This window comes from Polaribacter sp. P097, from assembly GCF_036864555.1.
In the GTDB taxonomy this organism is placed as follows: Bacteria; Bacteroidota; Bacteroidia; order Flavobacteriales; family Flavobacteriaceae; genus Polaribacter.
The window spans coordinates 691,297-714,384 of record NZ_JAZETJ010000002.1 but is presented as its reverse complement, the minus strand read 5'-3'; the positions used below and the strand labels follow the sequence as shown (position 1 = coordinate 714,384).

Genomic DNA, 23,088 nt, shown 5'->3' with positions numbered 1-23,088 from the left:
CTCTATAATTTAGATAGGAATTCTAATGTGTTCATACCATCTGCATAATCTGTTAATTTTGGGTGTTGTGTTTGCCCAAAAGCAACTTCATTTTCTATAAAATCTTTAGCAACAATACATTGAATTTTTTCTTTGTCTTCATGTAACTTGATTTTTAAATCAATCTCATTATCATAATATTCGTAAAAAATGGTTGCAATAGGAGAGGAGTAGCTTTCATCTTCCTTTATCATTAAAAAACCATTTTCTAATAATTCAAATTCGCTCATTAAATAAACAGCCTTATTGTAATCGTAATTATTGGCGTATTTAGCATTATTTATAATGTCTTTTCTAGAGTACATACCATTAAAAAAGGCATCAAAATTATAATCTTTTGGAACATACAGTTTAGATACAGATCTACAGCCTAGTCCAAAATACTGAAAAACATCATTCGCTAAACCAACATAATCATCATCAGTTTCATTGCCTGTTATTACTGCAACAGAGTTTCTACTTTTTCTTATAATACTTGGTTTATTTTTAAAGTAATACTCAAAATATCTAGCTGTATTGTTACTGCCTGTTGCAATAACTGCATCAAAGTTGGTTAATTTTTCTTCTGTAAAAGTGATTTTATTCTTAAAATCTTCATGAACATACTCTAAGTATTTAGCTAAAAAAGGTATTAAATGCTTATCGTTAGAAGATTGCTTTATAACAACTTTATACCCAGAAATTAATACCGATAAAAAGTCGTGAAAACCAACTAAGGGTATATTACCAGCCATTATTATAGCAACTTGTTTTTCTGATTTTTGCCCGGGATTTACATCTTTAGTAAAATCCTTTAAGTTTTCTGTAGTTAGTGCTTCTGCCCAACTTTGTAGCGCAAATAAAATATTGTCTTTTGTAAACCAAGAATTGTTTTCTTGAGCTAATTTAATTTGATGCTGGAAGCCATCAAAAAATAAATCATTATGCTCAATATTTTGTTTTTTCTCAATTTTATTTGGAGAAAACTGACTTAAAAAGTCACCTAATTTTGCGAATGCAGTAATTCTGTTTTGAATACTAGTCATTTATTTGGTTGTCTATTATTTTGGCTTTATTTTTGCAACTGCAAAGGTACAAAAACAGAAAAGAAAATTATGGCAATTATAATAACAGATGAGTGTATAAATTGTGGGGCTTGTGAGCCTGAATGTCCTAATACTGCAATTTATGAAGGTGCAGATGATTGGAAATATGCAGATGGTACAGACTTAAGTGGAAATATTGTATTACCAAATGGAAAATCGGCAAACGCAGATGAAGACCAAGAACCTGTTTCTGATGAAATTTATTATATAGTTGCAGATAAATGTACTGAGTGTAAAGGATTTCATGAAGAACCACAGTGTGCTGCAGTTTGTCCTGTAGATTGTTGTGTGCCTGATGAAGATAATGTTGAAACAGAAGAAGTTTTGCTTGAAAAACAGGCATTTATGCATAATTCATAAAAACTTTAGAATAAGATAATAAGAAAAGCCTCTATTAATTTAGAGGCTTTTTTTTAGTTATATTTTTTAAGATATTCAGTAATTAACTGTCGATTCTTCCAACTAGTCTTGTCGTAATCTGCTTTAGAGAGGTAATTGTATTTTATGTTAGATTGGCCCTTTGCAACTTTTTCAACAGCCGTTTTTGGTATTTCACTAACATTTGTCAAGTAAACTTCTCTTATTTCTTGAGTATCAAGTTCTATTTTTATATCGAACTTTACCTTGCTCTTTTTACTCGAATTTTCTTTAAATTTTATAGGTCTATGAACATAAACATAGGCACTCTTAGTTTCTTTAAAATAAGAATTGAACACTTTATTTTCTTTATTTTCTTTATTTTTTTCATAATAAAGCGTAACCTTATTTACATCTTCAGAGACTTTTATGCCTAAGAGCCATTTTAAGTTTAAGTTTTGTCCTTTTTTGCCTTCTGCAAATTGATATTCTATTTTAGAGATGGTAAAATCTATAGGATTAATAAACATTTGACCTTTGTACTTTGATTTCGATTTTCTAGGCGTAAAATTTAAAACATACATCATTTCTGAGCCTAAAAAAGCATTGCTGGCTAAAGAATGCTTATAGTATCTGTTATTGAGAAAATTTTGCTGTTTTTTAAAATAGAAGAATCTGCTTTTATATTTTGCGCTAGTAAATGCACTAGTAGCAGTAAAAGAATTAAAAGTATTAATTAAGTGAAGAGAATCTGCATCTTGAACTACTTCCTTTATAGATAGGGAATCTTCAATTTTAAATAATCCAGAACTTATTTTATAGGTTTTATGTTTATTCAAATTTTTAAGGATGATATGCTGTAAATCCTTTTGAGCTTGCTCAATAGTAATTTGTTTATTGTTTTTCATGGATTTAAACCCTTGAACAGTATCGATTTTATCAACATTGTAAAATTTTTCTATCTTATCTGAATACACTTTTTTAGTTTTAAATTTTCCATAAAATTCATTGGAAAAAACAGGGTCGCTATTTTGAAGATTATTGGCATATGCTGCCAATTCTTTCTCTGCTATTTTCTTGTTTTTTCTATTTAATAAAGCACTTTTGTCTAAGTCTAATTCTAATTTTTTAAAATTGATGATACTATTTTCTCTCACATAAAAATTACTTATAGTTGGTCCAGAAATATAATTCTTCTTCATGCTCCTTAGTGTTTTGGTTACTATAGAGTCTACAGTGATTTTTTTAAGATTTAATTGAATTTCAGAGAGTTCATTTACTTTTTCTTCTAAGTAAATAGTGTAATTTTTTGAAGTAAATTTTTGTTTGCTTATAACAACTGTTTTGTAATTAAGGTTTGTAAAAGTAATTGTATTTACATTAGAAATGTCTAATTTAAAAATGCCTAATTCATTTGTGGTAGTGCCGTTTTTTAAGTTTGTAATTATAGCAACATTGTTAATGGGTTTGCTAGAGTTTTTGCTAAGAACTTTTCCAGTAATAAACTGGGCATGGATACTCCAATTGGCAATAAAAATCAATAAAATGGTTTGTAATGTTTTTCTCATGGTTTAGTTGAATTTTTGAGAAAAATAAATCAATTTTAGTTTTGCAAATAAAAGTAAGTTTAAGTTTAACAAAGTATTATATTTGCATTCTTAAAATTTAAGAATACTTAACTTAATTTAAGTTAAATACCGTTCTTTAAACTGTAAATTTTATTTATGAAAGCTGGAATTGTAGGATTACCAAACGTAGGAAAATCGACATTATTTAACTGTTTATCTAATGCAAAAGCGCAAAGTGCAAACTTTCCTTTTTGTACTATAGAACCAAACTTAGGAGTGGTAAATGTACCAGATACTAGAATTGAGAAGTTAGAAGAATTGGTAAATCCAGAAAAGGTGGTGCCAGCTACTGTAGAAATTGTAGATATTGCAGGTTTAGTAAAAGGTGCAAGTAAGGGTGAAGGTTTAGGAAATCAATTCTTAGCAAATATTAGAGAAACAGATGCTATTTTACATGTTTTGCGTTGTTTTGATAATGACAATATTATTCACGTTGATAACTCAATAGATCCTGTTAGAGATAAAGAAACTATTGATATTGAACTACAATTAAAAGATTTAGAAACGGTTCAAAAACGTTTAGAGCGTGTAAAAAGAACTGCAAAAACAGGTAACAAAGAAGCACAGGCTGAATTGGTTGTTTTGCAGAAAATAGAAGACACTTTATTACAAGGTAAATCTGTAAGAGCTTTAGATTTTAACGAAAAAGAAATAGAGTTTGTACAATCTTTACAATTTATTACAGCTAAGCCTGTTTTATACGTTTGTAATGTTGACGAAAACTCAGCAGTTTCTGGTAATGAATATGTAGATAAAGTAAGAGAAGCTGTGAAAGAAGAAGATGCAGAAGTTATTGTGCTAGCTGTTGGCACTGAAGCAGATATTACTGAATTAGACGACTATGAAGAACGTCAAATGTTTTTAGCTGATATTGGTTTAGAAGAAGCAGGAGTATCACGTTTAATACGTTCTGCCTACAAATTATTAAACTTACAAACTTACTTTACTGCAGGTGTAAAAGAAGTTAGGGCCTGGACAATTCCTATTGGTTCAACTGCTCCTCAAGCTGCAGGAGTTATTCATACAGATTTCGAAAAAGGATTCATTAGAGCAGAAACTATTGCTTATGAAGATTACGTTGCTTATGGTTCTGAAGCCAAAGTAAAAGAAGCTGGTAAAATGAGAGTAGAAGGTAAGGATTATATAGTTAAAGACGGAGATGTTATGCATTTTAGATTTAATGTATAATTGCTTAACTATCTAAAAAAACCATTTAACTATTAAATTATACCATTCACATAATAAGTAAAAGACAACATTCTTTAATTGTTTAGTTTTGAAGTGTTAAAACGTACAATTATGATGTTTCTTTTATTTAAAGTTATTCTGTTAAATACTTTCGTTTTTGGGTTGTTGAAATATGCAATGTCAATTTTAGTATTCTTTTTAATTTTTGCAGGAGCAAATACGCTTTTAGAAAAAGCTAAAGAAAATAGAGAACTTAAGAACGAATTACTAATAAATAAACATTAAAGATATTCGAAATAGAATGCTTGTGGAAACACAAGTAGTGTTTGATAGCACTACCCCTACTTATTATTAAGTATCAAAACCTCAATGATCCCTAGTTATTGAGGTTTTGTCATTCTTATATTTTACTAAGTTTTTACTTTTTGTAAAAAGGAAGTTTTACAACAGTAGCAGGAATTGCTTTCTTACGAATTTGAATTAAAATTTGTGAACCTACTTTTGCAGATGCTGTTGGTACATATCCTAAACCAATACCTTTACTCAAATTTGGACTCATAGTTCCAGAAGTAACATTACCAATCTTAGCACCTTCATCATTTACAATATCATAACCTTGTCTTGGTATACCTCTTTCATTTAGTATAAAAGCAACCAATTTTCTTGATGGTTTTTCTTCTTTTTGTTTTGCTAAAGCCTCAGAGTTTACAAAATCTTTGGTAAATTTAGTAATCCAACCTAAACCAGCTTCAATTGGTGAGGTAGTATCATCTATATCATTACCATATAAACAATACCCCATTTCTAAACGTAAGGTATCTCTTGCAGCTAAACCAATTGGTTTGATACCAAATTCTGCTCCAGCTAAAAATACACGATTCCAAATTTGTTCTACTTCTGAGTTTTTACAATAAATCTCAAAGCCACCTGAACCAGTATATCCTGTTGCAGAGATAATTACATTCTCTATACCAGCAAAATCACCTACTTTAAATTTATAAAAAGGTATATCAGCCAAATCTAAAGAAGAAAGCGATTGCATTGCTTCTACAGCTTTAGGCCCTTGAATGGCTAACAAAGAATAATCATCAGATAAATCTCTTAAATCAGCACCAAATTCTTCATTGTACTTAGAAATCCAATTCCAATCCTTCTCAATATTAGAAGCATTAACAACTAATAAATATTGATCTTCTTTAATTCTATAACAAATTAAATCATCTACAATTCCGTTTTCTGTGTTTGGGAAACAACTGTATTGTGCATCACCAATTTCTAATTTAGAAGCATCGTTAGAAGTAACCTTTTGTATTAAGGCTAAAGCATTCTTTCCAGACACTAAAAATTCACCCATATGACTTACGTCAAAAACTCCCACAGATTCTCTTACAGTTAAGTGTTCTGCAGTTACGCCTTCGTATTGAACTGGCATGTTAAAGCCAGCAAAAGGCACCATTTTTGCTCCCAATTTCTCATGAACTTGATGTAAAGCAATATTTTTCATTTGTAGATTTCTTTAATTTTTGGCTAAATTATTGAAAAATCAGCAATAACCAAGCACTAAATTTGTGTTAATATTTGTACTTAAAAAAGAATTAATCTTACATTTGAGACTGTAACCAATAAATATTATTTAATGAAGGTTTTTAAAATATTCATCATACTATGTGTCACTTTTTCATTAGACGCATTTTCTCAAGCTCCAGCAGATTTTTTGTCTAAAGATTTCCATAAAAATCGAAGAGAAGTTCTACGTTCTAAAATGCCTAAAAATTCAGTAGCTGTTGTGTTCGCAAATCCTTTAAGAAACAGAGCTAATGATGTAGATTATGTGTTTCATCAAGATCCTAATTTTTACTATTTAACAGGTTATAGAGAACCAAATGGAGTATTAGTCTTGTTTTCTGAAAATCAAACAGATGCTGAAGGTAATACTTATAACGAAATATTATATGTACAAAAGCGAGATGCCAGAGCAGAACAATGGAATGGAAAACGTTTAGGAATTGAAGGCGCTAAAAATGAATTAGGCTTTGATATCGCTTTTAATGCATCAGAATTTTTAAACTCAGATATCAACTTTAAAGGGTTTGATAAAGTTTACATAGAAAAATTTAATGATGATTATAGAAATTTAAGTGGCGCAGATATTTTTGATTTAGTTAAATCATTTAAAATCAAGGCTGAGTACAATCCTGATGCTTATTTATCTAGAATGAAAGAATATGTGTACAGCAATATTGCACAAGCTCCTGTTGAGAGTAGTGCTAACGTTATCAATATTATAGATCGTTTAGCAACAAGATCTGAAGATATTAAGAATGATGAATTATTAAAGGCTTACAAATCTGCAGAAACTGATGCAGTAAGAAAAGAGGTACAACAAAAAATTTCTTTGGCTTTAAAACCAAGTACGAATATTGATTTAAATTTTTTACCAGGAACTCTAGCTACAATGCGTGAAGTTAAGACTCAAGAAGAAGTTAAGTTATTAACAAAAGCTATTAGAATATCAGCAGTTGGTCAAATAGAGGTTATGAAAGCTATGAAGTCACACATGTCTGAAACTGAGTTACAAGGTATTCATGAATTTGTATATAAAAAATATGGTGCTGAGTATGAAGGTTATCCATCTATAGTTGGTGCAGGTAATAATGGTTGTATTTTACATTACATAGAAAATAATAAAACTAAGGTTGGTAACGATTTAGTTTTGATGGATCTTGGTGCAGAGTATAGAGGTTTTACAGCAGATGTAACACGTACAATTCCTGCTAATGGAAAGTTTACAGAAGAACAAAAACAAATTTATGATTTGGTATACGAAGCACAAGAGGCAGGTATTGCATTGTATACTATTGGTACAAAAATGAGTGCACCAAATCAAGCAGCTAGAAAAATTGTAAATGAGGGCTTATTTAAACTTGGTATTATTAAATCTGTAGATGAAAGACACAACTATTTTCCTCATGGAACTTCACACCACATAGGTTTAGATGTGCATGATCCAGGAAACTACAACACGTTCGAAGAAAATATGATTGTTACTATGGAGCCTGGAATTTACATTCCTGATGGTAGTCCTTGTAATAAAAAATGGTGGGGAATTGGTATACGTATAGAAGATGATATTTTAGTAACCAAAAATGGGCCAGTTAATTTGTCTGGAGAAGCACCAAGAACTACAGAAGCTATAGAAACAATGATGGCTAAAAAGTCTGTTTTAGATGAATTTATATTACCCAATTTAGATGAGTAAAGAGCAACCAAACAATCCATTACATGGTATAAAATTGGCTACAATTCTAGAGGAATTGTATTTAGAATATGGTTGGGAAGAATTGGCTTATGCCTTAAATATTAATGCATTTAAGAACAATCCTACTTATAAATCTTCTTTAAAATTTTTAAGAACCACACCTTGGGCCAGAGAAAAAGTAGAAAAATTTTACTTAAAAAATATGATTGATTAATTTTTAGAAGCTATTTCCAGCTTTCACTACTCGCTTTTTTAAGCTGAATAAGTTCAGCTTAAAAAGAGCTCAAACAAACCGTTCAATCTGGGCTAAACGTATTTACAAACATTTAGCATTAATCTTTAGCTAGATATAATTTTTAAAACTAATTCTTTCGTCAATGGTTTACCATTGGCGATTTTTTTTATGTTTTCGAAGGTAAACACAAAATCACAACCAGATTTGTAGTTAGAACAGCCATAAGCAGATTTACCTTTTAAAACGGTTCCTTCCTTACATTTTGGGCATGAAATTGCATCTTTATTTGCAGTTGTTTGAGTAGTAGCCACAGGTTTTATCTTAGGTTCAAGTTTTAGGTTAAAACTACCATCAAAACGAATTAGGCCTTCAACTTTTTCATCATTTAAAACAAAACCTTTAAGATTGGTTGTGCAACCTTTATCTATAAGCCTTATAATTTGGTTTTCAGACACTTTTTTATCATAAATAACAAACGGAATTTTAAAATCGCAATTGTTTTTGTATTCAGAACAACCATAAGCAGAGGAACCTTTCAATAGCTTACCTTGTTTACATTTTGGGCAGGTTTTGCCCATTACTTGCTTTTTTGTTTTGCTTTTAGTCTTGGCTGCAGGTAAAGTAGCTTTTTGAGTTTCTGATGAAATTCTTTTTTTAACTTTATTAGAACGCACTTCATAAACCAATTCATCAACCATTTTTTTCATATTGTTAATGAATGTTCCTGCATTGAATTCACCTCGTTCAATTTCTTTTAAACGTTTTTCCCATCTACCAGTTAATTCAGCAGATTTTAATAGTTCATTATCGATAATGTTAATTAGATCAATACCAGTTTGTGTTGGTAAAACTAATTTCTTTTTACGTTCTATGTATTTTCTTCTAAATAGAGTTTCTATAATACTGGCTCTTGTAGATGGTCTACCAATTCCATTTTCTTTCATCAGCTCACGCATTTCATCATCATCTACCTGTTTGCCTGCAGTTTCCATGGCTCTTAGTAAACTTGCCTCTGTAAAATTTCTTGGTGGTTTTGTCTCTTTTTCTAAAAAAGAAGGCTCATGTTTACCCTTTTCACCTTTAACAAATGAAGGTAATGTAGCAGTTGCATTCAATTCCTTTTTGATTGAAGATTCTTTGGTCTCAAAAACAACTCGCCAACCTTTATTAATAATTTCTTTACCAGTAGTTTTAAAAGGCACTTCTGCAGCCTTACCCATTACTGAAGTATTAGATACATCAGAATCTGGATAAAAAACAGCGATAAACCTTTTGGTAATAATATCATAAACTTGTTGCTGATTGTATTGCAAATTACCTTGAATTCCTGTTGGAATTATAGCATGATGATCGGTTACCTTTTTGTCGTCAAAAACACGTTTGGTTTTCTTTATTTTCTTACCTAAAAGAGGTTGAGTTAACTCACTATAATTGGTTAATTTTGATAAAATTCCGTGAATTTTTGGGTATAAATCATTAGGTAAAAAAGTAGTATCCACTCTTGGGTATGTTACTACTTTCATTTCGTATAACTTCTGCACAATTTTTAGAGTTTCATCTGCAGAAAAACCAAATTTATTATTACAATATACTTGTAAACCTGTTAAGTCGAAAAGTTTAGGAGCGTATTCTTTACCTTTCTTTTTAGTAACCGAAACAATTTCAAAATCAGATTGAGCAACTTTGTCTGCCAATACTTGACCATCTTCCTTTTTTAGAAAACGACCATCTTCATAATTAAAAAGCGTATTTCTATAAGTAGTTTGCAGCTCCCAATAAGGTTGTGGCTTAAAATTCTGAATTTCATGATACCTATTCACTAACATTGCTAGAGTTGGAGTTTGCACTCTACCTACAGATAGCACTTGCTTGTAACCTCCAAATTTTACGGTGTATAAACGTGTAGCATTTAAACCCAAAAGCCAATCACCTATAGCTCTAGAGTACCCTGCATAATACAAATTATCATATTTGTCTGCTGATTCTAAATTATTAAAACCATCTTTTATAGCTTCTTCAGTTAAAGATGAAATCCATAAACGTTGTACTTTGCCTTTGTAATTACATTGATTGATAACCCATCTTTGTATGAGTTCTCCTTCAGTTCCTGCATCACCACAATTGATGACAACATCTGCTTTTTCAAATAAAGACTTGACAATGTTAAACTGTTTTTTAATTCCAGAATCACCTGTAACTTTCGTGTCAAAACGTTCAGGTAACATGGGTAAGTTGTTCAAATCCCAACTTTTCCAATGTGGTTTGTAATCTTTAGGTTCTAAAAGCGTACATAAATGACCAAAGGTATAAGTTACAGCATAACCATTACCTTCATAAAAACCATCACGTTTTGTTTTGGCTCCTAGAATATTAGCAATCTCTCTTGCTACACTTGGTTTTTCGGCTATACAGACTTTCATTAATTATATTTTCGATTTCGAAAGTAAGGAAAATGTCAAGTTTATATTTTAATTGTTAATATTTTCTTGAACTTCTTTAAAAGTTTGTCCATTTTGGGTTATCCATTCTGTAAATCCATTTGAATTTCTTCCCAAAACCATATTAGATGCAGCACTTGGACTATTAAATATAGTATCTTCTGTGAAAATAAGTTTATCTAAGTTTTCTCTCATAATACTTGTTTCTAATAATTTTCTTCTCATATTTCTATAAGTTTCAGTACAAGATTTAGATAAGTTTTTCTTAGCTTCACTGCCCTTAGAAACTATATAGCCTTGATCAGTTTCTTGCATTATTGCTTTGAAAGTCTTTGTTTTTATGAAGTAAGTTTCGTGAATAGATTTTTCATTAGAAATAATATTTTTATCACTTTCTTTTACAGTTGATGATATTAAAAACTTGAAACCCATAACAGGTAAAATTAATTTTATCTGTTCTAAAAAATACTCCATATCAGATATATCTGCTTCGTGTAAAGTAGGTAAACTTGGAGAATTGCCATTATCAATTTGAGCGGTTTTGGCTTCTATAGCTATCTGCACTAATCTTGATTCCAAATATCTTATTTGGGTTTTTGTCAGTAATTCATCTTTACTTACAAAGAAAATTAATTCTTTAAAATCTTTATTTGGGTCACTTAGGTGTTGTTTTAATCTTACTTTTATATTTTCTGCTTCTCCAATGTAAATTTTTTCATCAAAAGCATCATCAGTAGGATCGCCTTTTAAACAGTAAACTCCAGGGTTATTAAATTCACTTCTATTGATTATTTTATTAATTGATGATCTTGGACTATAAATAGCCTTACCAACCCAATTACCTATTTCACTTAACCTTGGACCATAAGCAGTGCCATCAATCATATAGACAGTTAATTTCTTTCCCATTTTCCTGTTTTATTTTATTTTATTTTCTCAAGCTTTTTTTTAGCATCTTCCCAAGAGACTTTTTTCTTTTTATTTAAGTCATTAAGTTCTTGTTGAATTTCATTCTTTTGGAAATCACTTAAATCGTCCCAAGAATCTGTTTTCTCTTTTTTAGTCATAATTTAAAGATAATTAAAATTTTACTTTACCAAAGCCAATTGAATTCTTTTGCGATGAACATCTACCTCTAAAACCTTAACTACTATCTGTTGTTGTAAAGCCACAATTGTATTCACATCATTTACATAACTATCAGATAAATTGGAAACGTGAATTAAACCACTTTCTTTAATACCTATGTCTACAAAGCATCCAAAGTTGGTAATATTATTTACAATACCTGGTAAGAGTTGACCAATTCTTAAATCAGCAATGGTTTTGATATTTTTGTCAAAAGAAAATACCTTAGCTTTTGCTCTTGGATCTAAACCTGGTTTTTCTAATTCGTTAATAATGTCTTTTAAAGTAGGCAAACCAGTGGTTTCTGTGATATACTTTTCTAGATTAATTTGCTGAATCAATTCTTTATTCCCAATAATTTCTTCTACCTTTTTATTCGTATCCTTGGCCATTTTATCGACTAAAAAATAACTTTCAGGGTGCACAGCAGAATTATCTAAAGGGTTTTTACCATGTTTGATTCTTAAAAAACCAGCAGCTTGTTCAAAAGCTTTTCCACCTAATCTTGGTACTTTTTTAATATCATTTCTAGAAGTAAAAGCACCATTTTCATTTCGATATTTTATAATATTTTCCGCCAATTTTGGTCCAATTCCAGAAACGTAACTTAATAAAGATTCACTTGCAGTATTTATATTTACACCAACTGTATTTACACAGCTTTCAACTGTAGTATCTAACGATCTTTTAAGTTTAGTCTGATCTACATCATGCTGATATTGGCCAACTCCAATCGATTTTGCATCAATTTTAACCAATTCAGCCAAAGGATCTTGCAAACGTCTACCAATAGATACTGAACCACGAACTGTAACATCGTAATTAGGGAATTCTTCTCTCGCAATTTTGGAAGCAGAATAAATTGAAGCACCAGCTTCACTAACTACAAAAACATCTACAGATTTTTTAAACTGTATCTTTTTTATAAACTGTTCAGTTTCTCTAGAAGCAGTTCCATTACCAATTGCAATGGCTTCAATTTTATGAGCATCAACCAAAAAACTAATTTTCTTAATGGCTTCTAGTTTTTTATTTTGAGGTTCGTGAGGAAAAATAGTCTCATTATGTTCTAAATCACCTTGCGCATTTAAACAGACCACTTTACAACCAGATCTAAAACCTGGATCTATTGCTAAAACTCTTTTTTCTCCTAAAGGAGTGCCTAAAAGCAATTGCTTTAGGTTTTTAGCAAAAACTAAAATGGCACTTTCATCTGCTTTTTCTTTGGCATTTGATAAAGCTTCGTTGGCTAAAGAAGGCAACAATAATCTTTTGTATGCATCTTTAATAGCCAACTCAATTTGTGCTGCACACTCATTTTGAGAACGAATAATTCTATTTTCAATTCTTTGCAATAATCTTTCTGAATCAATTTCTATTTTAACTCTGATAAAACCTTCGTTTTCAGCTCTTAAAATTGCCAATAATCTGTGAGATGGAATTCGATTTAATGATTCGCTCCAATCAAAATAATCTTTAAATTTTTGTGCTTTCTCATCTTCTTTTTTAGCTTTAATCACTTTAGATGAAATCGTTGCAAAACGTTCTAATTCTCTTCTTATATTGTTTCGAATATCTGTTCTTTCATTAATCCACTCTGCAATAATAAAACGTGCACCTTCTAAAGCATCATCTATAGAATTAACATCATTTTTAATGTATTTTGATGCTGTATAGTCTAAATCATTAACACGTTGACTCATTATCATCTTGGCCAAAGGTTCTAGGCCTTGTAAACGTGCAGTTTCTGCTTTGGTTTTTCGTTTTTTCTTATAAGGTAAATACAAGTCTTCTAAAGTAATTAAATCTTTAGATGTATGTATTTTATTAGTAAGTTCTGTAGTTAAAATATTTTGCTCTTCTAAGGCTTTTAAAATTGTTTTTTTACGTTTTTCTAGAGCTTCAAATTCTTCTTTAAACTTTACAATTTCTCCTATTTGCACTTCATCTAAGTTGCCAGTCATTTCTTTTCTGTATCTAGAAATAAAAGGAATTGTAGCATCTTCATTTAACAATGAAATAGTGTTTTCTACAGATTTTGAATTTAGTTGTGTTTGTTGAATTATATATTGGTGTAGTTGCATTTGCTACTTAAGTTTATTGGAAAAAAATCCTCATAAAACCGAATTTATGAGGATGTAAATATACTTTTAAAATTGATAGTTTTTAAGAAATAACCTTCTCAAAAGCCAATCGTTTGGCATTGTAACTTGTGTAAATAATGCCACAATATTTATAGCCTAACTTTTTAATTAAAGATTGCATTCCAACATTATTTTCATGGGTATCAATCTTTAAACTTTTGATACTTTGATTTTTAAGCTGTTGATGAAATTCATCAAATAAAAAGGTAGCTAAACCTAACTTTCTGTATTCTTTTTTAATGGCCATTCTATGAACTACTCCATAAACTTCGTCTTCCGAGATTAACCAGTTACCTTCAAGTATTTGTTTGTAAGTAGGTTCTTTTCTTAATGTAAACATGGAAGCTGCCATAATTGTGTCATCATCATTCACAACCACAAAACATTCACCTTTTTCAATATCGTTTTCAACTTGCTCAGCATTAGGATATCCATTTTGCCACTGGTCAATATTTTGAGAAGCTAAATAGGTTTTAGCATCATTGATGATAACCATAATTTGTGCAACATCATGCAAGGTAGAACGTCTAATTTTCATTTGTAAATGAGTTTATATCATTTTAAAATCTAGTAATAATTCTCCATTTACAGAACATTGTAAATGATCACCTTTAAAAATTTCTCCTTTTCCTAAAGCAGGAGTTCCTGTAAAAATTAAGTCTCCTGGTTGTAAGGTCATGTATTCAGAAATAAAAGAAATAATATCAGCAAAATCGTTAATCATATATGCTGTATTGCTTTTTTGTTTTTCTTCTCCATTAATTTTTAAATCAAAATCAATGTTAGCTAAATCATAATTAGAAACAGGTTTAAATTTAGAAATTGGTGCTGCTCCATCAAAACCTTTTGCAAACTCCCAAGGATGTTTTGTTTCTCTTGCATTGGTTAAGATGTCTTTTGCTGTGTAGTCGATACCAATTGCAATTTCTGAAATGTAAGAATTGGCTTCTTCTTTGGTGATGTTCTTGCCTTCTTTAACAATTTTTACAACCAATTCAACTTCGTAAATTAGTTCATTGGTTATACTACTTGGGTAAGGGACATCACAATTTACAGCTAAGCTAGATTCTGGTTTTGAGAAAATAAATTTTTTACCTTTCTTTTTTTCTGGAATGTCTTTTAAGTCTGTAACGTAATTGCTTCCTATACCTAGAATTTTCATGATTTGGTTGATTTTATTGAGAGTAAATGTAAAAAAATATCCACTAAAATTTTTGATTTCTTAGTGGATTTGTAGTGATTAATAGTTATTGTTAGGCTGTTACTTCAGCTTTTTGAACTTCTTTTTTTGTTGGAAGTTCTACATTTTCCTGATTGTTTAAAATATCTTGAATCGTTTGTCTTTTTCGAATAAGGTAATCTTTACCATCTACAAGCATTACTTCTGCAGGTAAATAACGAGAATTGTAGTTAGAAGCCATAGAAAAGCAGTATGCACCAGCATTATGAAAACATAGTACATCTTCTTCAGATATTTCTGCAATTCTTCTATTAGAAGCAAAGGTGTCTGTTTCACAAATATAACCTACAACTGAGTAGTAACGATCTCTTCCTTCAGGATTTGAGATGTTTGTAATATGATGATAAGAATCATACATCATAGGTCTTACTAGATGATTAAAACCAGAATCTACATGAGCAAAAACTGTAGATGTAGTTTGCTTAACCACATTAACTTTAGCTAAGAAAACTCCTGCTTCTGACACTAAAAATTTACCAGGTTCAAACATTAGTGTAATGTCTTTGCCATAATCTGCACAGAATTCGTTGAATCTTTCTGATAATTGAATACCTAATTGCTCAATGTCTGTAGAAATGTCTCCCTCTTTGTAAGGAACTTTAAATCCGCTTCCAAAATCTATAAAGTCAATATTCTTGAATTGACGAGCAACATCAAACAAAATATCTGAAGCACGTAAAAAAGTATCAATATCTAAAATATCAGATCCTGTATGCATATGAATTCCGTTGATGTTCATACCTGTATTTTCAACAACACGTTTTATGTGTGGAACTTGATGAATTGAAATTCCGAATTTAGAATCTATATGTCCAACAGAAATTTTAGAATTTCCTCCAGCCATAATGTGTGGATTTATACGAACACAAACTGGAATTTCTGGATGTTTTTGTCCAAAAATTTCAAGAATAGATAGGTTGTCAATATTTATTTGTACACCTAATTTTGCAACTTCTTCAATTTCTTGAAGAGAAACACCATTTGGCGTGTAAATAATATTTTTAGGATTGATTCCTGTAGTTAAACCCAACTGCACTTCTTGATAAGAAACTGTATCTAAACCAGCACCTAAATTTTTAAAGAACTTTAAAATATTTACGTTAGATAAAGCTTTAACAGCGTAATTTAATTTTAAATTTTTAACGTTACTAAATGCGTTGGTTAATCTATTGTATTGAGAAGCAATTTTGTCTGTATCGTAAACATACAAAGGGCTTCCGTATTTATTTGCTAATTCTATAAGTTGAGTGTTTTCCACAATTCATCATTTTAATTCGGCTCAAAAGTAAGTAAATTCAGACACCAAGCCCTATTTGTTTAAAAATACAACATATTGTTTTTTTTTGTGATTTTTAATGTTTTGATTGATGAAAATTTCGCTTCAATTATATAATTTTATTTGCTCATATTTAGCTCAAAAAATCGTTGAAATCCTGTTAATAACTAATTAATTTAGGTATTTTATTTTTAGGATGTTAATCCTATATTGCAAGTACTTCAATCCTAATAATAGTAAGCGATTACATGAGTAAAGAAACAAAATATACAGAAGATAATATTAGATCATTAGACTGGAAAGAGCATATTAGAATGCGTCCAGGAATGTATATTGGAAAATTGGGTGATGGTTCTTCTGCAGATGATGGTATTTATATTCTTGTAAAAGAAGTTTTAGACAACTCTATTGATGAGTATGTGATGGGTGCAGGTAAAACCATCGAAATTTCTATACATGGCAGTAAAGTTACTGTTCGTGATTATGGACGTGGAATTCCATTAGGTAAGGTAGTAGATGTAGTTTCTAAAATGAATACTGGTGGTAAGTATGATTCTAAAGCCTTTAAAAAATCTGTTGGTTTAAATGGAGTTGGTACAAAAGCTGTAAATGCACTATCATCTTATTTTAGAGTAGAGTCTTCACGTGAAGGAAAATCAGCTTCAGCAGAATTTAGTCAAGGTAATTTAGAGAATGAAGAATTTTTAGAGGAAACTTCGCGTAGAAAAGGTACTAAGGTTTCCTTTATTCCAGATGAAACTATATTCAAAAACTACAAATTTAGAAATGAGTATGTAGCTAAAATGCTTAAAAATTATGTCTACCTAAATCCAGGTTTAACCATAATTTTTAATGGTGAAAAGTTTTTTTCTAAAAATGGTTTAAAAGATTTATTAGAGGATAATAATAATACAGATGATATGCTGTATCCTATCATCCATCTTAAAGGAGATGATATAGAAATTGCTGTAACTCATAGTAAAACGCAGTACTCAGAAGAATACTATTCGTTTGTAAATGGGCAACATACAACTCAGGGAGGTACACATCAATCTGCTTTTAGAGAAGCTATTGTAAAAACTGTACGTGAATTTTATGGCAAAAGTTTTGAAGCCTCAGATATACGTAAATCTATAATTGCTGCAATTGCAATTAAAGTGATGGAGCCTGTTTTTGAAAGTCAGACTAAAACAAAATTGGGTTCTACAGAAATGGGAGGAGAGTTGCCAACAGTAAGAACTTATATCAATGATTTTGTTAAAACAAAACTTGATAATTATCTGCATAAAAATCCTGAAGTAGCAGACAAGCTTTTAAAGAAAATAGTTCAGGCAGAAAAAGAACGAAAGGAGTTATCAGGTATTCGAAAATTAGCTAGAGATAGAGCTAAAAAGGCTAGTTTGCATAACAAGAAATTACGTGACTGTAGAATACATTTGGGCGATATTAAAAAAGAAAATTATTTAGAGACAACTCTCTTTATTACAGAGGGTGATTCTGCATCAGGTTCAATCACTAAATCCAGGAATGTAAATACGCAAGCTGTATTTAGCTTAAAAGGTAAGCCATTAAATTCTTACGGATTAAGTAAGAAAATCGTATATGAAAATGAGGAGTTTAATCTTTTACAGGCAGCTTTGAATATAGAAGATGGTTTAGAAGATTTACGATATAATAACATTGTAATTGCAACAGATGCAGATGTTGATGGAATGCACATTCGTTTGTTATTAATCACCTTCTTCCTTCAGTTTTTTCCTGAGCTAATTAAAGAAGGGCACCTATATATTCTAGAAACGCCTTTGTTTAGAGTTCGTAATAAAAAACAGACTTTCTATTGTTATTCAGATGAGGAAAAAAGAGAAGCTATAGAAAAGTTAAAAGGAAAACCAGAAATAACTCGATTTAAAGGTTTGGGTGAAATATCACCTAACGAATTTGTGCATTTTATTGGTGATGATATACGTTTAGATCCTGTTATGTTAGATAAAGAAATGTCTATAGAACAGATGTTGCAATTTTATATGGGTAAAAATACACCAGACAGACAAAAATTTATCATCAATAATTTAAAGGTTGAATTAGATTACATAGAAGAGGAAGTTTAGAACATGAGCGAAGAAATTAACGAAAACGAACACGAAGAAGAGTTGACGAATCTAGATTCTAATACAGATTCGCCTCAAGAAGAAACCATTACCAAGGTTACAGGAATGTACAAAGAGTGGTTTTTAGATTACGCTTCTTATGTAATTTTAGAAAGAGCTGTGCCTTCTTTAGAAGATGGTTTAAAACCTGTTCAGCGTAGAATAATGCATTCTATGAAAGATCTGGATGATGGTAGATACAACAAAGTTGCAAATATTGTTGGGCACACTATGCAATATCATCCACATGGAGATGCTTCTATTGCAGATGCTATGGTTCAGATTGGTCAGAAAGAATTGCTTATTGATATGCAAGGAAACTGGGGTAATATTTTAACTGGAGATCGAGCTGCAGCATCAAGATATATAGAAGCACGTTTGTCTAAATTTGCTTTAGACGTAGTTTTCAATCCGAAGACAACTGAATGGAAATTGTCTTATGATGGTCGTAGAAAAGAGCCTATAGACTTACCAGTAAAGTTTCCCTTATTACTAGCTCAGGGTGCAGAAGGAATTGCAGTAGGTTTATCAACGAAAATTTTACCTCATAATTTTAATGAGTTGATAGATGCTTCTATAAAATATTTAAAAGGCAGAAGCTTTAAACTTGTTCCTGATTTTTTAACAGGTGGTATTGCAGATTTTACCAATTATAATGATGGTAAAAGAGGAGGTAAGGTTCGAATTAGAGCTAAAATTTCTCAGCTTGATAAGAAAACCTTAGTAATTACAGAAATACCTTTTTCTACAACAACATCTTCTTTAATCGATAGTATTTTAAAAGCCAATGATAAAGGTAAAATTAAGATTAAAAAGATAGAAGATAATACTGCAGCAGAAGTAGAAATTTTGGTGCATTTACCACCAAACGTTTCTCCAGACAAATCTATAGATGCTTTGTATGCTTTTACAAATTGTGAAACGTCAATATCACCTTTAGCTTGTACTATTAAAGATAATACTCCTGTTTTTACTGGTGTTTCAGATATGCTAAAGCATTCTACAGATTTAACAGTAGAATTGTTAAAACGTGAGTTAGAAATTCAGTTAAATGAGCTAGAAGAACAATGGCACTTTTCATCTTTAGAACGAATTTTTATTGAAAATAGAATTTATAGAGATATAGAAGAAGAGGAAACCTGGGAAGGCGTAATTGAAGCAATTGATAAAGGATTAAAACCACACATAAAACATTTAAAACGTGCCATAACTGTTGATGATATTACACGTTTAACAGAAATTAGAATTAAGAAAATATCAAAGTTCGATATTGATAAGGCCAAACAATTTATAGAAAGTTTAGAAGAAAAAATTGCGGGTGTAAAACATCATTTAGCAAATCTAATCGAATTTGCAATTGCCTATTTTAAAAGATTAAAAGACACTTATGGCAAAGGAAAAGAGCGTAAAACAGAAATACGAATCTTTGATGATATTGTAGCATCTAAAGTGGCTATGAACAATGCTAAATTATATGTAAACAGAGCAGAAGGTTTTATTGGTACTTCTTTAAAACGAGATGAATTTGTTACTGATTGTTCAGATATTGATGATATTATCGTCTTTAGAAAAGATGGTGTAATGTTGGTAACCAAAGTAGATGCTAAAACTTTTGTTGGTAAAGACATTATTCACATTGCTGTCTTTAAAAAGAAGGACAAACGTACTGTATATAATATGATGTACAGAGATGGAAAGAGTGGCCCAAGTTACATGAAACGTTTTAACGTGACTTCAGTTACTAGAGATAAGGAGTATAATTTGGCTAATGGAAGCAAAGGCTCTGTAGTACATTATTTTTCTGCAAATCCAAATGGAGAAGCAGAGGTTGTTACTATAAATCTAAGAGCTGTAGGTAGTGTAAAAAAATTAAAATGGGATATAGATTTTGCAGATTTAGCTGTGAAAGGTAGAGGTGTTCGTGGAAATACGATTACCAAATATGCCATTAAAAGTGTCGATTTTAAATCTGAAGGAGTATCTACATTAAAACCCAGAAAAATTTGGTTTGATGATGCTGTGCAGCGTTTAAATGTAGACAATAGAGGAGAGCTTTTAGGTGAATTTAGAGCAGAAGATAAATTGCTTATTATTACTCAAAGTGGCAAAGCAAAAGCGGTTAAGCCAGATTTAGCAATGCATTTTGAAGATGATATGATTGTTTTAGAAAAATGGAAACCAGCTAAACCTATATCAGCAGTTTATTTTGATGGAGATAAAGAACGTTATTATGTGAAACGTTTTGTTATAGAAACGCCTGAAAAAGAAGAGGAGTTTATTTCAGATCATCCAAAAAGTCAATTAGAGATTGTTGCCACAGATCATAGACCAATTGCAGAAATACAATTTTCTAAAAGAAGTTTAGAAAATGAAAAACTTAACTTTGAAGAGTTTATAGCAGTAAAAGGAATTAAAGCTTTAGGGAACCAATTAACAACAGATAAGATTAAGAATATTAATTTATTAGAATCTTTACATTATGAAGAACCAGAAGAAGCTAAATCTGAGGAAATAGAGGTAGTTGATGAAGAGGTTTTAGAAGAAAAATTACCATTAGAAATTTCTGAATCTGATATTAAGAAACCAGTGGCTGATGAACTTTCTGCAGAAGAAAAGGCCAAGCTAGCCTTACAAAAATCTATTGCTAAGAAAAAAGCAGAACAGAAGAAATTAGATGATGAAAATCAAACAAAATTATTTTAAAGAATAAAGAGTAATCTATTTCATTTTTTCAAAAAACGTTAACTTATAATCTGGTAATAATTCAGGATTTGTAATTTTAATAAGGTCTTTCAATACCAAATCTGGTCTTGTAGGTGCAAGTTCGTAAAAAATGATACCACCTGTTGCTCCTTTTTTAGTAGATGGTGTATAAATTTCATCATTCTTAAAAGCATTAAATTCCTTGTAAATTTCATTGTTTTTTAACATCTGCTCTTTTGATGAAAAATAACCAGGAGCAATCCAAAAATTAGCTGCTGCTCCTTTGTCAAACACACTTTCAAAACTTAAAGACAAACTTCCTTTTCCTTCTGTATTTTGCCATAGATAATTTAGGTTTGCATCTTTTAAAAATTGAGCAACAAAACTTTCACCAGCAGGTAAATTCCAAACATCTTTATTCATAATTGCGCCTGAGAGAATGGTTGGTTTATTCTTAAGGTTTTTTACCAAAGCTTTAGCCTCTAGATAATTCTTTTCTATGCTTTTAAAAATACTATCAGCCTCTTTTTCTTTATTGTAAAGCACTCCAAAAAACTTGATCCACTCAGCTCTTCCTAAAGGAGTTTCCTCTAGCCAATCTCCATTATAAATAACAGGAATTCCGGATTTTTCAATTGTGGTTAGCGATTTATCTGCTGAGTTAACACTATAGCCAACAACTAATTGTGGCTGTAAATCCAATAAAATCTCGGTATTTAAAGAAGATTCTTTACCAATTTCTACAATTTTACCATCATCAATTAATTGTCTTGTCTTTTTAGAAGAAACATATTTTGAGTAGGGGAACCCAACTATTGATGCTTGTTCATTCAAAAGCTCAACCATTGGTATATGAGTGGTTGAGGTCACCACCATTCTTTCTATAGGAACTTGAATAGAATTTGCGCTTTTATTTTTTGGATTTGTATCCTTAGAGATAACAAACTCAAATGTTTTATTTGCATTCTGGAATGGAGCATTTACTAGTAGTTTCTTTACACCATTTTCTATTTTAACTTCAAAGCCTTTTGCGTATTTTAAAGTTAATGCTGTTTTTGAAGTTGAGGTATTTTGTTTTACTTCCTTTTTACAAGCAATTAAACAACTAACCACAAATAAAACTTGTAGAATTTTTCTTTTCATTAAGAATAAACTTGATTTTCTTGCTCTTGAACTCTAATAAATGTAGTTCTTTTCGTAAGCTCTTTTAATTTATTAGCACCTACATAAGTACAGGTAGATCTAATTCCTCCTAAAATATCAATAATTGTATTTTCTACATCACCTTTGAACGGAACTTCTACGATTTTACCTTCAGAAGCTCTATAATTTGCGACTCCTCCTGAATATTTATTCATTGCAGTTTCTGAGCTCATTCCATAAAATGCTTTATATTTTTCGCCATTTTTTTCTATAGTATCGCCACCACTTTCTGAATGACCAGCTAACATACCACCTAACATTACAAAGTCTGCACTTCCACCAAAAGCTTTAGATAAATCACCAGGAATTTTACAACCACCATCAGAAATAATATGTCCACCCATTCCATGAGCAGCATCTGCACATTCAATAATTGCAGATAATTGAGGATAGCCTACTCCAGTTTTAACGCGAGTTGTACATACTGATCCTGGGCCAATACCAACCTTAATAATATCTGAACCAGCTAATAATAATTCCTCTACCATTTCGCCTGTTACTACATTTCCTGCAATAATTACTTTTTTAGGATGTTCTGAACGCATGTGTTTTACAAATTCTACAAAGTGTTCTGAATAACCATTAGCAACGTCAATACAGATAAAATTTATTTGAGGAAATTCTTCTAAAACTTGCTTTACTTTAATAGAGTCCTCTTTTCCTGTACCTGTGCTAATTGCAATATTATTTAATATTTCTTTTGGACTGTTTTTAGCAAAACTTCTCCAATCTTCAATGCTATAATGTTTGTGAATGGCTGTAAATAATTTGTGTTTTGCAAGTTCAGTTGCCATTTCAAAAGTACCAACAGTATCCATATTTGCAGCGATTATTGGTACACCTGTCCAAGTAATATCACTATGTAAAAATTTAAAATTTCTTTCTAGGCTAACTTGTGATCTAGATTTTAGAGTAGATCTTTTTGGCCTTATCATTACATCCTTAAAACCTAGTTTTAATTCGTTTTCTATTCTCATCTATCATTTTTAAAATAAGGTTTAAAGATATATAATTTGTT

19 protein-coding genes are annotated in these 23,088 nt (G+C 30.6%); 7 read left to right on the top strand and 12 right to left on the bottom strand.

All coding sequences use genetic code 11. The annotated features are described in order from the left end of the window. Window positions 1-2: 2 nt before the first annotated feature. The gene (locus V7R38_RS10505; RefSeq protein ID WP_334058234.1) at window positions 3-1,064 is read right to left on the bottom strand and encodes an acyl-CoA reductase; all 1,062 of its coding nucleotides are present in this window, start codon (window positions 1,062-1,064) and stop codon (window positions 3-5) included. A 69-nt stretch (window positions 1,065-1,133) separates the two neighbouring features. On the opposite strand from V7R38_RS10505, the gene V7R38_RS10500 reads away from it, so the two are divergent. Beyond that, a complete protein-coding gene (locus tag V7R38_RS10500; protein WP_015480079.1) occupies window positions 1,134-1,484 on the top strand; it encodes a 4Fe-4S dicluster domain-containing protein in 351 nt (116 codons plus the stop codon). 53 nt (window positions 1,485-1,537) lie between these two features. On the opposite strand, the gene V7R38_RS10495 is transcribed toward V7R38_RS10500, so the two are convergent. After that, window positions 1,538-3,049 (bottom strand): carboxypeptidase-like regulatory domain-containing protein, encoded by a 1,512-nt coding sequence (locus V7R38_RS10495; protein ID WP_334058231.1) that lies wholly within the window; start codon window positions 3,047-3,049, stop codon window positions 1,538-1,540. 156 nt (window positions 3,050-3,205) lie between these two features. Here V7R38_RS10495 and ychF point away from each other — a divergent pair, with 156 nt between their 5' ends. Together ychF and V7R38_RS10485 are read left to right on the top strand one after the other, a co-directional pair. Then, the gene (gene ychF / locus V7R38_RS10490; RefSeq protein ID WP_015480081.1) at window positions 3,206-4,297 is read left to right on the top strand and encodes a redox-regulated ATPase YchF; all 1,092 of its coding nucleotides are present in this window, start codon (window positions 3,206-3,208) and stop codon (window positions 4,295-4,297) included. 111 nt (window positions 4,298-4,408) lie between these two features. After that, window positions 4,409-4,582, top strand: coding sequence for a hypothetical protein (locus V7R38_RS10485; protein ID WP_334058228.1), 174 nt, complete (start codon window positions 4,409-4,411; stop codon window positions 4,580-4,582). Between the two features lie 133 nt (window positions 4,583-4,715). Here the strand turns inward: V7R38_RS10485 and gcvT are convergent, their stop codons facing one another. Beyond that, entirely contained in the window at window positions 4,716-5,801 is a 1,086-nt protein-coding gene (gene gcvT / locus V7R38_RS10480) for a glycine cleavage system aminomethyltransferase GcvT (RefSeq protein ID WP_334058226.1), read from the bottom strand. Window positions 5,802-5,933: 132 nt separating this feature from the next. Between gcvT and V7R38_RS10475 the strand changes: the two genes are divergently transcribed. Both V7R38_RS10475 and V7R38_RS10470 read left to right on the top strand, forming a co-directional pair. Continuing rightward, entirely contained in the window at window positions 5,934-7,556 is a 1,623-nt protein-coding gene (locus V7R38_RS10475) for an aminopeptidase P N-terminal domain-containing protein (RefSeq protein WP_334058224.1), read from the top strand. Continuing rightward, entirely contained in the window at window positions 7,549-7,770 is a 222-nt protein-coding gene (locus V7R38_RS10470) for a VF530 family protein (RefSeq protein ID WP_334058222.1), read from the top strand. Before V7R38_RS10475 ends, V7R38_RS10470 begins: the two co-directional genes overlap by 8 nt. A gap of 125 nt (window positions 7,771-7,895) precedes the next feature. Here V7R38_RS10470 and V7R38_RS10465 read toward each other — a convergent pair whose 3' ends face one another. The 7 genes from V7R38_RS10465 to lysA form a co-directional block, all read right to left on the bottom strand. Continuing rightward, entirely contained in the window at window positions 7,896-10,211 is a 2,316-nt protein-coding gene (locus V7R38_RS10465; protein ID WP_334058220.1) for a type IA DNA topoisomerase, read from the bottom strand. Window positions 10,212-10,259: 48 nt separating this feature from the next. After that, window positions 10,260-11,138 (bottom strand): GIY-YIG nuclease family protein, encoded by an 879-nt coding sequence (locus V7R38_RS10460; RefSeq protein WP_334058218.1) that lies wholly within the window; start codon window positions 11,136-11,138, stop codon window positions 10,260-10,262. Window positions 11,139-11,152: 14 nt separating this feature from the next. After that, the gene (locus V7R38_RS10455; protein ID WP_334058216.1) at window positions 11,153-11,296 is read right to left on the bottom strand and encodes a hypothetical protein; all 144 of its coding nucleotides are present in this window, start codon (window positions 11,294-11,296) and stop codon (window positions 11,153-11,155) included. 21 nt (window positions 11,297-11,317) lie between these two features. Next, window positions 11,318-13,441, bottom strand: coding sequence for a Tex family protein (locus V7R38_RS10450; protein ID WP_334058214.1), 2,124 nt, complete (start codon window positions 13,439-13,441; stop codon window positions 11,318-11,320). An 82-nt stretch (window positions 13,442-13,523) separates the two neighbouring features. Continuing rightward, window positions 13,524-14,039: a GNAT family N-acetyltransferase gene (locus V7R38_RS10445; RefSeq protein WP_334058212.1), complete on the bottom strand. Its 516-nt coding sequence runs from the start codon at window positions 14,037-14,039 to the stop codon at window positions 13,524-13,526. 12 nt (window positions 14,040-14,051) lie between these two features. Then, window positions 14,052-14,663, bottom strand: a complete 612-nt coding sequence (locus V7R38_RS10440) for a fumarylacetoacetate hydrolase family protein (RefSeq protein WP_334058210.1) — start codon at window positions 14,661-14,663, stop codon at window positions 14,052-14,054. Between the two features lie 91 nt (window positions 14,664-14,754). Beyond that, on the bottom strand, window positions 14,755-15,999 hold the full coding sequence (gene lysA, locus V7R38_RS10435) for a diaminopimelate decarboxylase (protein ID WP_334058208.1): 1,245 nt from the start codon (window positions 15,997-15,999) through the stop codon (window positions 14,755-14,757). Window positions 16,000-16,265: 266 nt separating this feature from the next. Between lysA and V7R38_RS10430 the strand changes: the two genes are divergently transcribed. Both V7R38_RS10430 and V7R38_RS10425 read left to right on the top strand, forming a co-directional pair. Beyond that, entirely contained in the window at window positions 16,266-18,125 is a 1,860-nt protein-coding gene (locus V7R38_RS10430; RefSeq protein ID WP_015480092.1) for a DNA topoisomerase IV subunit B, read from the top strand. Window positions 18,126-18,128: 3 nt separating this feature from the next. Continuing rightward, entirely contained in the window at window positions 18,129-20,867 is a 2,739-nt protein-coding gene (locus V7R38_RS10425; RefSeq protein WP_334058205.1) for a DNA gyrase/topoisomerase IV subunit A, read from the top strand. A 15-nt stretch (window positions 20,868-20,882) separates the two neighbouring features. Here V7R38_RS10425 and V7R38_RS10420 read toward each other — a convergent pair whose 3' ends face one another. Continuing rightward, on the bottom strand, window positions 20,883-22,010 hold the full coding sequence (locus V7R38_RS10420; RefSeq protein WP_334058203.1) for an ABC transporter substrate-binding protein: 1,128 nt from the start codon (window positions 22,008-22,010) through the stop codon (window positions 20,883-20,885). Next, window positions 22,010-23,047 (bottom strand): GMP reductase, encoded by a 1,038-nt coding sequence (guaC, locus tag V7R38_RS10415; RefSeq protein WP_334058201.1) that lies wholly within the window; start codon window positions 23,045-23,047, stop codon window positions 22,010-22,012. The genes V7R38_RS10420 and guaC overlap by 1 nt, the downstream gene beginning before the upstream one ends. Window positions 23,048-23,088 lie beyond the last annotated feature (41 nt).